This window comes from Alcaligenes sp. DN25 (genome assembly GCF_023674485.1).
GTDB lineage: Bacteria > Pseudomonadota > Gammaproteobacteria > Burkholderiales > Burkholderiaceae_B > Alcaligenes > Alcaligenes phenolicus.
In genome coordinates, this window is the sequence record NZ_CP098408.1 from 2,230,425 (window position 1) to 2,245,182 (window position 14,758).

The 14,758-nt window shown below is 56.5% G+C and carries 15 protein-coding genes; all 15 read right to left on the bottom strand.

Annotation, left to right across the window (positions count from 1 at the left end; genetic code table 11):
* Positions 1-121: 121 nt before the first annotated feature.
* Complete coding sequence (locus tag NBV64_RS10440) at positions 122-904, bottom strand: TrmH family RNA methyltransferase (RefSeq protein WP_009454126.1); 783 nt, start codon at positions 902-904, stop codon at positions 122-124.
* Positions 905-914: 10 nt separating this feature from the next.
* Complete coding sequence (gene rnhB, locus NBV64_RS10445) at positions 915-1,520, bottom strand: ribonuclease HII (protein WP_009454127.1); 606 nt, start codon at positions 1,518-1,520, stop codon at positions 915-917.
* Positions 1,517-2,698 (bottom strand): lipid-A-disaccharide synthase, encoded by a 1,182-nt coding sequence (lpxB, locus tag NBV64_RS10450; protein WP_250757231.1) that lies wholly within the window; start codon positions 2,696-2,698, stop codon positions 1,517-1,519. The genes rnhB and lpxB overlap by 4 nt, the downstream gene beginning before the upstream one ends.
* Positions 2,699-2,775: 77 nt before the next feature.
* Entirely contained in the window at positions 2,776-3,564 is a 789-nt protein-coding gene (gene lpxA, locus NBV64_RS10455) for an acyl-ACP--UDP-N-acetylglucosamine O-acyltransferase (protein ID WP_250755730.1), read from the bottom strand.
* A gap of 3 nt (positions 3,565-3,567) precedes the next feature.
* Positions 3,568-4,023 carry a 3-hydroxyacyl-ACP dehydratase FabZ gene (gene fabZ, locus NBV64_RS10460; protein ID WP_003799758.1) on the bottom strand — a complete coding sequence of 152 codons (456 nt, stop codon included), beginning with the start codon at positions 4,021-4,023 and terminating at the stop codon, positions 3,568-3,570.
* 12 nt (positions 4,024-4,035) lie between these two features.
* Positions 4,036-5,169, bottom strand: a complete 1,134-nt coding sequence (lpxD, locus tag NBV64_RS10465) for a UDP-3-O-(3-hydroxymyristoyl)glucosamine N-acyltransferase (RefSeq protein WP_250755732.1) — start codon at positions 5,167-5,169, stop codon at positions 4,036-4,038.
* A 6-nt stretch (positions 5,170-5,175) separates the two neighbouring features.
* The gene (locus tag NBV64_RS10470; protein ID WP_003799754.1) at positions 5,176-5,730 is read right to left on the bottom strand and encodes an OmpH/Skp family outer membrane protein; all 555 of its coding nucleotides are present in this window, start codon (positions 5,728-5,730) and stop codon (positions 5,176-5,178) included.
* A gap of 61 nt (positions 5,731-5,791) precedes the next feature.
* Positions 5,792-8,134 (bottom strand): outer membrane protein assembly factor BamA, encoded by a 2,343-nt coding sequence (gene bamA, locus NBV64_RS10475; protein ID WP_009457011.1) that lies wholly within the window; start codon positions 8,132-8,134, stop codon positions 5,792-5,794.
* A 52-nt stretch (positions 8,135-8,186) separates the two neighbouring features.
* Positions 8,187-9,509 carry an RIP metalloprotease RseP gene (rseP, locus tag NBV64_RS10480; RefSeq protein WP_250755734.1) on the bottom strand — a complete coding sequence of 441 codons (1,323 nt, stop codon included), beginning with the start codon at positions 9,507-9,509 and terminating at the stop codon, positions 8,187-8,189.
* An 11-nt stretch (positions 9,510-9,520) separates the two neighbouring features.
* Positions 9,521-10,723: a 1-deoxy-D-xylulose-5-phosphate reductoisomerase gene (locus tag NBV64_RS10485; protein WP_250755736.1), complete on the bottom strand. Its 1,203-nt coding sequence runs from the start codon at positions 10,721-10,723 to the stop codon at positions 9,521-9,523.
* 40 nt (positions 10,724-10,763) lie between these two features.
* Positions 10,764-11,618: a phosphatidate cytidylyltransferase gene (locus NBV64_RS10490; protein WP_009457013.1), complete on the bottom strand. Its 855-nt coding sequence runs from the start codon at positions 11,616-11,618 to the stop codon at positions 10,764-10,766.
* A gap of 13 nt (positions 11,619-11,631) precedes the next feature.
* Complete coding sequence (uppS, locus tag NBV64_RS10495) at positions 11,632-12,396, bottom strand: polyprenyl diphosphate synthase (protein WP_035271876.1); 765 nt, start codon at positions 12,394-12,396, stop codon at positions 11,632-11,634.
* Between the two features lie 25 nt (positions 12,397-12,421).
* Positions 12,422-12,982 (bottom strand): ribosome recycling factor, encoded by a 561-nt coding sequence (frr, locus tag NBV64_RS10500; protein WP_009457015.1) that lies wholly within the window; start codon positions 12,980-12,982, stop codon positions 12,422-12,424.
* Between the two features lie 19 nt (positions 12,983-13,001).
* Entirely contained in the window at positions 13,002-13,718 is a 717-nt protein-coding gene (gene pyrH, locus NBV64_RS10505) for a UMP kinase (RefSeq protein WP_003799741.1), read from the bottom strand.
* A 93-nt stretch (positions 13,719-13,811) separates the two neighbouring features.
* Entirely contained in the window at positions 13,812-14,690 is an 879-nt protein-coding gene (tsf, locus tag NBV64_RS10510) for a translation elongation factor Ts (RefSeq protein WP_009457016.1), read from the bottom strand.
* Positions 14,691-14,758 lie beyond the last annotated feature (68 nt).

Consider the following 14,758-nt stretch of genomic DNA (forward strand, 5'->3'; position numbering starts at 1 on the left):
TAAGCAGGCGCCTTACTAGATGATTTACTTGATTTTACAAGTGGAGACAAGTGCCAGATCAAGACAGAATTAGCGCTTACAGGCTAACTCTGCTTGATGCTGTGAAATAAAGCCGCTGGAACTAGCGGCTGTGCTGACGACGTTGCTCGTACAGGCACAGTGCGGTGGCAATGGCCACGTTCAAGGACTCAACACCGGGCGCCTGGGGGATAAACAGGCGTTGATTTGCCTTAGCCAGCAAGGCCGGGCTGACACCTTGGCCCTCATTACCAAAAACCCAAATCCCTTGGTCTGGCAGGCTGGACTCGTACAGGTCCTGGGTATCCGGGCCCAGAGAAGTCACCAGCACCGGCAAGGCCGCTTGTTCAAGCAATGCTACGCCATCGACCTGCTCATGGATTTGAATGGAGAAATGAGCGCCCTGCGCACTACGCAGCACTTTCTGCGACCAGACGCTAGCACAGCCCGGTGTCAGATACACCGCTTCCAGGCCCACCGCTACGGCAGTGCGCAGTACCGTGCCTACATTGCCCGGATCTTGCACCTGATCCAGCAAGATGGCGCGTTTCGTGGGAGCCGTCCAAGTCTGTCCACGAGGCACGCGGACAATAAAGCCTATGCCCTGCCCCTGACCTACTTGGGACACCGCATTCATCAACGTGGCATTGAACGTCACGCTGCTATGGCCTGGCAAGAAACGCGCCAGTTCCAGCAACTCGTCGGAGTGACGGTCCATCTCGAAAACAGCCAGTTCCGGCAAACCACGGCGTTCCAGCCACATTTGGCACAGATGAATGCCTTCCAACCAAATCAGCTGATCCCCCCCGTCCAGCTCGCGTTTATCGTGAGCCAAGCGCTGTACTCGTTTGAACAGCGCATTATCTTTGGATTCAATCAGCCTCATTGTCTTCAACTTACCTAACTAAAGATGCGCGTACCGGCGCGAAACTTCGACGATGCTCGGGACAAGGTCCGTGCTGGGACAAACGATCCAAATGCAAGGCCGTCCCGTAGCCTTTATGCTGGTCGAAACCGTATTCAGGATAGTCTCGGTGCAATTCCAGGCAGACCGCATCCCGCGCTGTTTTGGCCAAAATCGATGCGGCCGCAATGGCGGCATGGCTGGCGTCGCCTTTAATGATGGCCTCTGCCGGACAACAAAGGCCGCCTGGAATGCGATTGCCATCCACCAAGGCTTGTTCCGGTTTGACGCTCAGGCCATTACAGGCCCGCTGCATCGCCAGCATGGCGGCGTGCAAGATATTGATGTCATCAATTTCTGCCACAGTAGCACTGGCAATTTCCCAGGCTAAGGCTCTTTCCTTGATCAACACAGCCAGGGCTTCACGTCGCTTGGCGGTCAGCTTCTTGGAGTCGTTTAGGCCTTCAATGGGATTGTTCGGGTCCAGAATAACGGCAGCGGCAAAAACGGGACCGGCCAAGGGACCACGTCCTGCTTCATCCAGCCCCGCCACCAAACCTGCCGAGACATCACTGACTAATAAATCCAGCTGCTTCATGCACGCGCCATATTCAAAATGACCTCAGCCGCCAAGGCGGGGGTGTCCCGACGCAAGGTCAAATGCATCTCGGTAAAGACCTGCTCGATATGAGCTACATACTCCTGATCGCTCAAGGCTTTCCAGCACTCTTGCGCCAGCTTCTGGGGTTCGGCATCTTCTTGCAGTAGTTCAGGCACGACAAAATCGCGAGCCAGCACATTAGGCAAGCCCACCCAAGGCACATACGGTCTGTCCTGGCCGGACTTCCAACGTATGATGCGCTCCATCATGGGGCTGAGCACATACGAAATAACCATAGGACGCTTGTACAAGGCCGTTTCCAGGCTGGCGGTACCGCTGGCCACCAGCACCGCGTCACTGGCCTCCATCACCGTCCAGGCGGGTGGACGGACCACTCCTTCCGAATCCGGCTGACGAATACCCGCTGTGTTGGCATCAATAATGTGCAAGTTACGGATAGGATGCTGAACCAGAGCCTCTTCAAATTCCTGACGGCGCTTGGGATTGACCATGGGCACCAGAATCATCAGATCCGGGTCCTGGTCCTGCAAAATCTGTACGGCCTGCAAGAAGCGCGGCGACAGCATCTTGACCTCGGAGGAGCGGCTGCCAGGCAACACGCCCAGAATACGACCCGTCTCGGGCAAACCCAGGCGACGACGAGCGTCGGCCTTGTCCGGCTGCAAAGGGATATTCGCTGCCAAGGGATGGCCCACATAGGTCACCGGAATGCCTTCCTTTTCGTAGATCTCGGTCTCGAAAGGAAACAGCACCAGCATATGGGAAACCGCTTCGCGGATTTTGTGGATACGCTCGTAGCGCCAGGCCCAGATCGAGGGCCCCACAAAGTGCACCGTAGGCACACCAGCCTGACGCAAACGATGCTCCAGGCGCAAATTGAAGTCCGGGGCATCAATACCCACAAACACATCGGGACGCTGCCGCAACCATTGATTGCGCATGCCCAAATAGGTGGAGACCAGACCCGGAATACGTTTGAGCGCCTCGACGTAACCAAATACCGTCAAGGCGTCCATAGGATAGTATTGGTGAAATTGCTGGGCGGCCATCTCGGGGCCGCCTATGCCTTCTACCTGCACGCCAGGACTGCCTTGGCGCAGCCCTTGAATGATGCGAGCCGCCAGCAAGTCGCCAGACGGCTCCCCGGCCACCATTCCTATACGCAGATCCCGCTTGGCCCCTGTTTGCCCCGACCCGTCTGAACGTGCCGCTAATAGGCTGGAGGCGCTGCTCATGGTCGGCAAATACCCCGGCTGGAGTCATTCAAGAAGTCGATCATGACCTGAACCGCGGCACGGCAGTCAGGCTGCGTTTCCTGCAAGGCTTGCATTTGCTCTACCGCCTGCTCCACCGTCAGCTTGCGACGATACAGCAGCTTGTAGCTTTCCTTCACCGCCGAAATCGCTTCAGCCGAAAAGTTGCGACGGCCCAAGCCTTCACTGTTGACACCGACAGGACGGAAAGGATCGCCTGCACCGATGACGTAAGGAGGGATATCCTGACGCACCGAGCTGGTACCACCAATCATGCTGTGCGCACCGATACGACCGAACTGGTGCACGGCAGTCAAACCGCCCAGAATGGCCCAATCGCCAATATGTACGTGACCGCCCAGCTGGACGCTATTGGCAATAATCGTGTGATTGCCAATCTGGCAATCGTGAGCAATGTGGGTGTAAGCCATGATCCAGTTGTCATTGCCAACACGGGTCACGCCTACATCCTGCACCGTGCCGGTATTGATGGTGACGTATTCACGAACCATATTGCCATCGCCGATTTCCAGGCGAGTCGGTTCTCCAGCGTACTTCTTGTCCTGCGGCATGCCCCCGATGGAGCAGAAACGGTAGAAATGGTTGTTGCGACCAATCGTGGTCACGCCATCTATCACGCAGTGAGGGCCCACTTTGGTGCCCGCCCCCATCGTGACATTGGGCCCGATAATGCTGTAAGGCCCGACCTCGACATCATCTGCAAGCTGAGCGCCTGCTTCGATGATGGCCGTTTCATGAATACGCATAAACTATTCTTCCAATTGACGGATAGCACACATAATTTTGGCTTCGGCAACCACTTGGCCATCGACCAGGGCGCGGCCTGTGTACTTGCACAAAGCGCGGCTGATGCGGTCAGCCGTCACTTCCAGACGCAACTGATCGCCTGGCATCACGGGCTTGCGGAAACGCGCGCCATCCACACCGACCAGGTAATAGGCCAGTTTGTTGTCCACTTTGGCGTACGGATCCTCGGGATCGGTAAAAGAGAACAGTGCGGCTGCCTGAGCCATGGCTTCAATGATCAAGACCCCAGGCATAACCGGCATATGCGGAAAGTGACCTGTAAAAAAGGGTTCATTCATCGACACGTTTTTAATGGCGACGATGCTCTTGCCGGGCACCAGTTCCAAGACGCGATCGACCAACAGCATCGGGTAACGATGAGGGAGGCGATCCATAATTTGTCGAATGTCGAGTTCCATGTCCTGTCCTGCTTATTTTTGTTTATTGATATGTTCAGATGATTCATTTGCCCCATCCGCCTGCTGACGTTCCAAAGAACGCAGGCGACGGCGCAAACCGCTCAATTGTCCCAACACGGCAGCATTTTTCTGCCAGTCCTGGTGTCCTGCAAAGGGATAAACCCCGGTATAACGTCCGGGCTGGCTGATGCTGGAAGTGACAGCCGTACCACCAGAGACGTGCACGTCATCCCCCAGAACCAGGTGTCCCGAGAGCATCGCTGCCCCGGCAATCGTACAACGTGCCCCGATCTGGGTAGAGCCGGCCACCCCCACACACGCCGCCATGGCGGTATGCTCACCGACCTGCACGTTATGACCGATCATGATCTGGTTATCAAGCTTGACGCCGTTGGCCAGCACCGTGTCGTCCAGTGCGCCGCGATCCACCGTGGTATTGGCACCGATTTCAACATCGTCACCAATACGTACATGACCGATCTGCGCGATCTTGGCCCACGCCCCCTTCCCTTTCACGGGATCCGGTGCGAAACCAAAACCGTCCGCGCCCAGCACCACACCCGAATGCAGAATGGCGCGTGCGCCAATATGCACCTGATGGTAAAGAGTGACACGTGCGTGCAGCAAGCAGTCCTGACCCAAGGTGGAGCCTGCGCCAATTACGCAATGCGCGCCCAAACGGGTGCCCCGTCCGATCTTGACACCGGCCTCGATCACACAGAATGGCCCGACCGACACGCCTTCGCCCAAGTCAGCGCTGGGATCAATCACCGCACTGGGATGAATGCCCTGAGGCAAATCCGCCATGCGTACCTGATCAAAACGTTGCGCCAGCAGCGCGTACATCAGATAAGGTTGCGAGCACAAAACCGGGATAAAAGACGGTGCAAAGCCCAGACCTTCATAGACTTGTGGCGTCAGAATCACCACCGCAGCAGAGGTCTGCTCCAGCAGATCCTGCATCTTGGGATTGGACAGAAAGCTGATTTCCTCCGGGCCCGCAGAAAGCAAAGAGCCTAGGCCCCGAATCCGGGGCATAGGCTCTTTAATGCCTTCTGGCAGCTTGCAATCCAGTCCGGTCTTGTTGATGGCGTCTATAAGTTCAGACAGCTGTACAGCCTGATCAACGTTCAGCAATACCGGCATAGTGCATCAACCGCCCAGTGCTTTCAGAACTTCCTCGGTGATGTCCACACGTGGGCTAACCGTAACGGCGTCCTGAATGATCAGGTCGTAGCCTTGGGAGTCAGCAATACGCTTGATGGCGGCATCAGCCTGCTCAACAATGGCCGAGAACTCTTCGTTGCGGCGACGGTTGAAGTCTTCCTGGAATTCGCGACGCTTGCGCTGCAAATCGGAATCCAGATCAGCCAGCTGACGCTGACGCTTCACACGGTCAGACTCGGACAGAACAGGAGCGTCCTTGTCGAACTTCTGAGCTTGCGAACGCAGGTTGTTGGCCATGCGCTCCAGTTCTTCGTCGCGACGCTTGAATTCTGCTTCGATTTTGGTCTGGGCAGCTTTGGCGGGCTTGGAATCACGCAAGATACGCTCTGTGCTGACAAAACCGATTTTGGTCTGTGCCTGAACAACAGGTGCAGCGGTCATGGCGCCGACACCCAGCGCGGCAGCCAGAACGAGCGCTTTATTGCCACGCGACAAGCTGCGGGCGATGTTTGTAAGTTTTAATGCGATGTTTGACTTCATGAAAAATCTACCTTGCTAATTAGGCTGCAGAATAGTGCAATTGTGCCACTAAACACGAACATCAGAAAGCGGTACCAATCTGGAACTGGAAGGCTTGTTTGTCGTCACCTTCCTTGGCGCGCAAGGCGCGACCGTAGGACAGCTGCAAAGGACCGAGCGGGGATTCCCACGACAAGCCCAGACCTGCAGCGTACTTCCAACCGCATGGGTCTTCCGACAAACGATCAGGGCGACCCATTGCACAACCACCGCTAGTGTTGTCGACCTTACCGGCATCGGCAAAGACGAACCAACGTAACGTGCGGTCACGTGACGCGCCCGGGAAAGGCAGGTACAGCTGGGCGTTGGCGATCATGCGACGCGAACCACCCAGGTAGTCACCGGTCAAGGTGTCTCGACCACCCAAGGATGCGCCTTCATAGCCACGTACCGAACCGATACCACCGGCGTATACGTTCTTGATGACCGGGAAGGTCTTGCCACCAATGCTGCGACCATAGTCAATGGCACCATTCAGAGCCAATGTATACGCACGACCCAATGGAATGTAGTGCTGGTGGCTGGCGCGCAGCATGTAGTAGCGCAGGTCCACGGTACCCATATCCGCCGACAAGCTGGTCAGGCTACCCTTGTTGGGAGCAATCGCGCTGTCACGGGTGTCTTTGGACCAACCCAGATTAAAAATAAACGTATTGGTGCGCTCACCGTACTCGTTCACATAATCCTGATAGGCACGTGGCGTGTACTGGGGGCTCAGGCGTGAGAGCTTGTTCTGCTCAAAGTTCACACCCATGAAAATACGGTCGTACTCGGAAATAGGCACGCCAAAGTTCAAGCCCGCACCAATGGCGGTGTTCTGGTAATCACCCCAACCATCATTGGACTGGTAAGGCGTGGTACGACGGTAGTAAATCGAGGTGGTTTTGCTGATGCCGTCACCCGTCCAGAAAGGATTGGTGTGGCTGATCACCGCCGCACGGTTCACCTTACTGGTATTGACCTGCAAGGACAGACTATTACCGCTACCGAAGATGTTGTCCTGGCTGATACCTGCCGACAACATCAACTTGTCAGTGGAGCCGTAACCAATACCCAGGTTAACCAAGCCGGTGGGCTTTTCTTTCACGTCCACGTTTACGTCGACCTGGTCAGGCGAACCAGGCACAGGCTTGGTGTTCACGTCCACTTCATTGAAGTAGCCCAGACGGTCAATACGGTCACGCGAGAACTTGATGGCGTCCGAGTCATACCAGGCCGCTTCTTGCTGACGCATTTCACGACGTACCACTTCATCACGGGTACGGACGTTTCCGCCCACCTCGATACGACGCACATACACGCGACGACCGGGATCGACGTAGAAGGTCAAGTCAGCCGTGTGATTTTCGCGATCCAGAACCGGATTCGGGTTGGCATTGGCAAACGCATAACCCAAGCCACCCAGGTATTCGGTAATCGATTTCACAGTGGCGCTGGTTTTGTCCGAGGAGAAGACCTCGCCTTCTTTCTGCTGCACCAGAGGCTGGATCTTGTCCTCCAGACCCAGCAGATCACCCGCCAGCTTGACACTGCTCAGTTTGTAGGGCTGGCCTTCGTGGATGGTCAAGGTGATGAAAATATCTTTGCGATCCGGGGAAATCGAAACCTGAGGAGCCTCGGCGGAGTACTCCAGAAAGCCGCGATTCAGGTAGTAGGAGCGGATGCGCTCCATATCGCCTTCCAGCTTCTCGCGGGAGTACTTATCGGTACCGGTGTACCAGGTCATCATGCCCGAAGTCGTCAGTTCCATCTGATCGAGCAAGTCACCTTGCGAGACGGCTTCCGTACCGACGATGCGGATTTCCTTGATCTTGGCCAGACCGCCTTCAAAGATGTCAAAGCTGACACCGACGCGGTTACGTGGCAAGGGCGTGATGATGGGCGTGATTTCCACACCGTACTTGCCCTTGGACAGGTATTGTTGTTTCAGCTCGAATTCGGCACGTTCCAGCATGGAACGGTCAAAAACCCGGCCTTCTCCAAAGCCTACCTGAGCCAGGGAGTTGGTAATATTCTTCGCATCGAACTCGCGCATGCCATTAAAGGACACCGACGCGATGGTTGGGCGCTCTTTGACGTTGACGATCAGCACATTGGTGCTGGTGTCAATTTGCACGTCGCTGAAAAAGCCTGTGGCGTACAAACGCTGAATCGCGTCTGCGGCCTGCTCTTCCGAGAAGGACTCACCGACCTTGACAGGCAAGGACGAGAACACGGCGCCGGGGTCGACCCGCTGGATGCCGTTGACTTGAATATCGCGCACGACAAACGGTGCAAATGCATTCGCCAAGGCGGGAGCAAGCAGACTTGCCACCAATACGGGCAGAACACGCAACGCAAAAGTAGGTTTCCGGCTAAACGACATCCTGGACAATCCTTGGTCGGTCAAATGGTTGGAAATTGTATGCCACCCGCCCTCAACTGAAAAGGCGGGTGATGTCATTAAAAAAAGCAATACTCATCAGCAGGGCCAACAAGGCCAGGCCCAGGCGCTGACCGACAAGCATCATACGCTCCGAAGCGGGCTTGCCGCGCACAGCTTCGATGGCATAGTACAGTAGATGTCCCCCGTCCAACATAGGTACGGGCAACAAATTCAGTAAACCGATGCTAATACTGATCAAGGCCAGGAAATTCAGGTAGGCGATCAAGCCAATACGTGCTGTCTGGCCCGCATAATCCGCAATAGTAACCGGCCCGCTGACATTACGTACAGAGACTTCCCCCGTAATCATGCGCCCGATCATCTTCAAAGAGAACCAGAAGGTCTGCCCGGTACGGGTAAATCCGCGTTCCACGCTCTCGATCGGCCCATAACGCACCAGTGTCATGGGCATATCCATAGCCACTTTTGCACCGATACGCCCCTGCGCATTGGCATCACCTTCAGGAGCGAGGAGCAGGCGTTGAATTTCGCCGTCCCGCAGCACTTCAAGCTCCAGTGTCTTGCCTGCGGATTGTTGCACCTTTTGAACGAAAGCCGTGATCCCGGGCTCGATCAAATCATCCAGCCGGATAATAAGGTCACCCTCCCGCAGGCCTGCCTGTTCGGCTGCCGTATCTTTAAACACCTCTTGGACGATGGATCGCGCCGGACGCAGCATCAATCCTGCCTGGGCCATCAAGTCCTGCCCGTTTGGCAAAATCTCGCCCGCCGGTAATCTCAAGTAACGATTTTTTTCCTGTCCAAGCGGGTCCTTGACGCCCACTTCCAGCTCGCCACCCGAGGACAAGGCATCCATAAAGGCCCAACGCGCCTGCAACCAGGAGTCCACCGGCTTGCCATCGACAGAGACCAGGCGATCTCCAGCCTCGAACCCAGCTTGTGCGGCGGGTGTCCCTTCTGGAACAGGGCCAATTTGCGCAATAGGCTCTTGAGTACCCAGCAAGCCCACAAAGGCATAGATCACCACGGCCAGAATCAGGTTGGCCATCGGGCCCGCCAGCACAATCGCGGCACGTTGTCGCAGGGGTTTGTGGTTGAAAGATTCGTCGATCTGCGCCTGCGTGGCATGAGCAGGCGGATCATTTTGCATGGCGACGTAGCCGCCCAAGGGCAAGGCCGAGACGGCCCATTCGGTGCCATTCTTGTCAGAACGGCGGTACAACACCTTGCCAAAACCAATCGAAAACCGCTCTACCCGTACCCCGCAACGACGGGCCACCCAGTAGTGGCCCAGCTCGTGAAAGGTCACCAGCACGCCCAACGCCACCAAGAAAGCCAGCACGGTAAAGAGCATGTTAAGTCCTGTTAAATACGCGCAGAGCTTCGACAGTAATCCAGCGCCAGCGAACGGGTTTCGCTATCGAGCTCCAAGACCCCGTCCAGAGCATCCAAGGCCTGGCTGGCACGGCCATTGAGCTTGTCCAGACAATGCTCGATCACAGCCGGAATCTGAGTATAGCCAATCTGCCGCTCCAGGAAGCGGTCTACGGCGATTTCATTGGCGGCGTTCAAGGTCACGCAGGCGGCCTGACTGCTGCGCAAGGCATCATAGGCCAGTCGCAAACAGGGGAAACGCAGAAAATCGGGCTGCTCAAAATCCAGACGTCCCATTGTGGCCAGATCCAGCAAGCCTACGCCGCTATACAAACGCTCCGGAAAGCCCAGACCGTAGGCAATCGCCGTACGCATGTCAGGCTGACCCAATTGCGCCATGACGGAACCGTCTATGTACTCGACCATGGAGTGAATCACGCTTTGCGGATGCACCACCACATCAATCTGGTCAACAGGCACTGAAAACAGCCAATGCGCCTCGATTACTTCCAGACCTTTATTCAGCATGGTGGCCGAGTCCACCGAAATTTTGCGGCCCATGCTCCAGTTAGGATGCGCGCAGGCCTGCTCGGGGGTCACTCCCTCCAGCTCGGACAGATTGCGCGAGCGGAAAGGTCCACCGGAAGCGGTTACCAGAAGACGGCGCAGAGCCGCAACTGGCTGACCGGGTTCTGGCGGCAGCTCACCCGCCAGGCATTGGTAGATGGCGCTGTGCTCAGAGTCAATGGGCATCAACTGCGCCCCACCCTCTTGCACGGCTTGCATGAAGATACGACCTGCGGCAACCAGCGCCTCTTTATTAGCCAGCAGCACACGCTTGCCAGCACGTGCAGCGGCCAGGGCCGAGGGCAAACCTGCGGCGCCGATAATCGCGGCCATGACAGTAGTGACTTGCGGATCGGCAGCCGTGTCGGCCAGCGCCTGAGCACCTACCCGAATCTCTGGCAAGGCACCGCCCTGCCACGCGGCCAGAAAGCGGCTACGCGCAGCTTCATCCGGCACGAGGACAACACGGGCTGCGCTGTTACGAGCTTGCTCGGCCAACAGCTCCATGCGAGTGTGGCCGCTCACGGCATAAACCGCCATCCGATCGGGATGACGAGCAATCACATCCAGTGTGCTGATACCAATAGAGCCAGTGGCCCCTAACACACATACATGCTGGAAACTCATGAGTTCTTCCTTGACGCAAACACTTTGAATCCACGCAGGACTAAAAGAGCCACGCCCCACTTAGCAGCAAGGCCACGGGAGCAACCGGCAGCAAGGCGTCGATACGGTCGTACACCCCACCATGACCGGGCAATAATTGACTGGAATCTTTAACAGCGGCACGACGCTTGAGCAGGGACTCGAACAAGTCACCCACGATAGACAGAGCCGCCAGCGCAAGGCCCAAAGCAGCCGTGGCGACCCAGCCCCAGCGCTGCTGCACATCGGCACCGAAACTGCCGGCCCAATTTGCGCTGATCAACATCCATGCAGCAGCGGCAACCATACCACCGAGCGCTCCAGCCCAGGTCTTGCCAGGGCTGACACGCGGGGCCAGCTTGGCTTTACCGAAGGCACGTCCAGCGAAATAAGCAGCGATGTCTGCCACCCAGATCAGGACCAGCAAGGAGAGCACATAGACAATGCCCTGCGTATGCAGGAACAGATACAGGCTGGCCCAGGCAACCAAAGGAGCCAGTACACCCATCACGCTGAGCAAGACCCCTTGCGCACGCTGTGTGGCCTGAGCTTGCAGCACCAGCCCGGTAGCGCCGACGACCCACAAGACCGCCATCAGGGGCACCAGACCACGGTAGACCAAATCGGCCGCCTGCCCTTGCGGGCCGGTGTGATACCAGTGCACGCTTAGCCACAGCATCAAGGCACCGTTGAGCATGGCCAGGGGCCAGGCCCAACGCTGCTGCTCCTGGGTCAAACTCAGGCGCTCCCATTCCCAGCAAGCCAGCGTACTCATCAGGACAAAAATAGCCAGCAATGGCCAGCGCACGGGGGCAAGCATGGCCGCGCCCAGAATGACCAGCAGGATCAGGGCGGTGATGACTCGTTGTTTCAACATAGATAAGGCTCCGTCAAGGCGCGGGGCTACCCTGCACCTGGGCACTGGTGCGCCCAAAGCGCCGCTCGCGCCCACGATACCACTCGAAGGCCTGCTCCAGCTGCGCCCGGTCAAAATCCGGCCAGTACGCGTCTGTAAAGTACAGTTCGGTATAGGCCATCTGCCAGATCAAAAAATTGGAAATGCGGCGCTCTCCGCCCGTGCGGATGAACAGATCCGGTTCGGGGGCGTAAGACATCGCCAAATAGGGACTGAACATGGCCTCATCCAGTTGTTCAGGATGATCGACCAAATGGGGATTGGCAGCCAAGGCCTTTCGGGTCGCCTGCAAAATATCCCAACGACCACCGTAATTGGCGGCAATCGTCAAATGCAAGGTGTCGTTATCACGCGTTTGTTCTTCTGCATCGGCAATCAGCCCGCGCAATTCTTCGCTAAATGCGGATAGCTCACCAATAATATGAAGTCGGACGCCGTTTTTTTTCAGTGTTGCCACTTCTTTTTGCAGCATCTTGACGAACAGCCCCATCAACAGAGACACCTCTTCAGGAGGGCGTCGCCAGTTCTCGGAGCTGAAAGCAAACAGGGTCAAATAACGCACGCCGAGCTCGCCACAGGCCTCGACAATACGCCGGACGGTTTGCACACCACGCAAGTGCCCTGCCGTGCGTGGCAAAAGACGACGGGTTGCCCATCGTCCATTGCCGTCCATGACAATCGCCAGGTGGCCAGGAACCTGACCGTGTTCCGGAATAGTTTGGGTAGAACTGAAAGAAATCACCTAGCCACCTGTGCAAAAGCCGTTAGACCGTCATGATCTCGGCTTCTTTCTGGGCGATCAGCTTGTCGACTTCAGCCACATACTTGTCGGTCAGCTTCTGGATTTCGTCCTGGGCGCGACGCTCGTCGTCCTCGGAGATTTCCTTGTCCTTGACTTGCTTTTTAAGCGTGTCATTGGCGTCACGACGCAGGTTGCGAATGGCGACCTTGGCATCTTCGCCTTCGCCACGCACCACTTTGGCCAGATCGCGACGGCGCTCTTCGGTCAGCGCAGGCATGGGCACACGAATGCTCTCGCCCATCGAGATGGGGTTCAGACCCAACTCGTTGTCACGAATGGCTTTTTCAATCGGGCCAGCCATATGCTTTTCCCACACTTGCACGTTCAGCGTGCGAGCATCCACCACCGTGATGTTGCCCACCTGGCTGACCGGCACCATGGAGCCGTAGTACTCAACCTGAATGTGATCGAGCAAGCCTGCAGTAGCACGGCCAGTGCGAATTTTGGCCAGGCCTGTCTTGAGAGACTCGAGGGACTTACCCATCCGGCTGTCGGTCGATGCTTTAATCTCGGAAAGACTCATGGACTAAATTCCTATAACTTTAAACGTGAACCAGGGTGCCTTCATCTTCACCAGAGACCGCGCGCGTCAGGGCGCCGGGCTTGTTGATGGAGAACACTTTGATCGGCAGTTTCTGATCGCGACACAAGGCAAAGGCGGTCGCGTCCATCACTTCCAGACGGCGTACGATAGCCTCATCAAAGCTGATACGCGAGTAACGCGTCGCACCTGGGTCTTTATTGGGATCGGCACTGTAGATGCCGTCGACTTTGGTCGCTTTCAGTACGATTTCCGCACCCACTTCGGCGCCGCGCAAGGCTGCTGCCGTATCGGTGGTAAAGAACGGGTTGCCCGTACCGGCTGCAAAAATAACAACTTTGTTTTCTTCCAGGTAACGCAGTGCCTTGGGACGAATGTAAGGCTCTACGACCTGCTCAATATTCAGGGCAGATTGCACACGGGCATCCAGGCCACGGTGCTTCAAGGCATCTTGCAAGGCCAGCGCATTCATGACGGTAGCCATCATGCCCATGTAGTCGGCTGTCGCACGATCCATGCCCTGGGCACCTGGAGCGATGCCGCGAAAGATATTGCCCCCGCCAATCACGATAGCCAGCTGTACCCCCAACTGGGCAACCTGGGCGATCTCCTCCGTCATGCGAATGATTGTGCTGCGATTAATACCGAACGAGTCCTCGCCCATCAGCGCTTCGCCGGAGAGCTTCAACAGAACACGTTTGTAATGAGGGGTAGTCATGGGTGGGATTCCAAGTGACGAAGACAGAAGAGAGTGTAAAGCAGCAGGGCAGGCACCGCCACTACGGTGCCTGCCCTGAAAAAACAAGCTAGATTAGGCTTGACCGGCAGCGGCAGCTACCTCAGCGGCGAAATCTTCAACACGCTTCTCAATGCCTTCACCCACAACGTACAGGGTAAAGCCAGCGATCGATGCTTTTTTCTCGTCCAGCATTTGCTGCACGCTTTGCTTGTCGTTCTTGACGAAAGGCTGGCTCAACAGAGTCACTTCTTTCAGGAACTTGGCAACAGCGCCGTCAACCATTTTGGTGACGATGTCAGCAGGCTTGCCCGATTCAGCGGCTTTCTGAGCAGCCACGGAGCGCTCGGCTTCGATCTCGGCAGCGTCAACACCCGAAGCGTCCATGGCTTTAGGACGAGTCGCGGCGATGTGCATGGCCAGGTCTTTACCCACTTCTTCGTCGCCACCGGCGAAATCAACCAATACGCCGATCTTGCCACCGTGAACGTAGCTGGCCAGTTGGCCGGCTGTTTCGTAGCGCTGGAAGCGACGGATAGAGATGTTTTCACCAATTTTGCCAACCAGAGCAGCGCGCACGGTCTCGACATTGCTGTCGGCCAGTGGCAGTTCAGCCAAAGCGGCCAGATCTGCCGGGTTGTTCTTGGCGACCAGTTGGGCGACGTCGTTGATAAAGCCGATGAAGTCATCGTTCTTGGCAACAAAGTCGGTTTCGCAGTTAACTTCAACTACGGAGCCGGTCTTGGCATCGTCAGCGATGTAAACAGAAACCAGGCCTTCAGCGGTAACGCGGGTAGCTGCTTTGCTAGCCTTGCTGCCCAGCTTCACGCGCAAGATTTCTTCAGCACGTGCCATATCGCCGTCGGCTTCGGTCAGTGCTTTTTTGCATTCCATCATGGGCGCGTCGGTTTTCTCGCGCAATTCTTTAACCATCGATGCGGTGATTTGAGCCACGGTTTTCTCCAATTCTGTAGAACATGCCCCGGCAAGCCGGGGCGATACGAAGGATCACTGTAGCTGTC

Excerpts from the sequence above, each read along its gene's own strand:
- NBV64_RS10490 (WP_009457013.1), bottom strand. The coding sequence starts at position 11,618 with ATGTTGAAACAACGAGTCATCACCGCCCTGATCCTGCTGGTCATTCTG.
- lpxA (WP_250755730.1), bottom strand. The coding sequence starts at position 3,564 with ATGCGTATTCATGAAACGGCCATCATCGAAGCAGGCGCTCAGCTTGCA.
- lpxD (WP_250755732.1), bottom strand. The coding sequence starts at position 5,169 with ATGCCGGTATTGCTGAACGTTGATCAGGCTGTACAGCTGTCTGAACTT.
- NBV64_RS10440 (WP_009454126.1), bottom strand. The coding sequence starts at position 904 with ATGAGGCTGATTGAATCCAAAGATAATGCGCTGTTCAAACGAGTACAG.
- rnhB (WP_009454127.1), bottom strand. The coding sequence starts at position 1,520 with ATGAAGCAGCTGGATTTATTAGTCAGTGATGTCTCGGCAGGTTTGGTG.
- NBV64_RS10485 (WP_250755736.1), bottom strand. The coding sequence starts at position 10,723 with ATGAGTTTCCAGCATGTATGTGTGTTAGGGGCCACTGGCTCTATTGGT.
- rseP (WP_250755734.1), bottom strand. The coding sequence starts at position 9,509 with ATGCTCTTTACCGTGCTGGCTTTCTTGGTGGCGTTGGGCGTGCTGGTG.
- lpxB (WP_250757231.1), bottom strand. The coding sequence starts at position 2,698 with ATGGTGGCCGGGGAGCCGTCTGGCGACTTGCTGGCGGCTCGCATCATT.
- bamA (WP_009457011.1), bottom strand. The coding sequence starts at position 8,134 with ATGTCGTTTAGCCGGAAACCTACTTTTGCGTTGCGTGTTCTGCCCGTA.
- NBV64_RS10470 (WP_003799754.1), bottom strand. The coding sequence starts at position 5,730 with ATGAAGTCAAACATCGCATTAAAACTTACAAACATCGCCCGCAGCTTG.
- frr (WP_009457015.1), bottom strand. The coding sequence starts at position 12,982 with ATGAGTCTTTCCGAGATTAAAGCATCGACCGACAGCCGGATGGGTAAG.
- fabZ (WP_003799758.1), bottom strand. The coding sequence starts at position 4,023 with ATGGAACTCGACATTCGACAAATTATGGATCGCCTCCCTCATCGTTAC.
- pyrH (WP_003799741.1), bottom strand. The coding sequence starts at position 13,718 with ATGACTACCCCTCATTACAAACGTGTTCTGTTGAAGCTCTCCGGCGAA.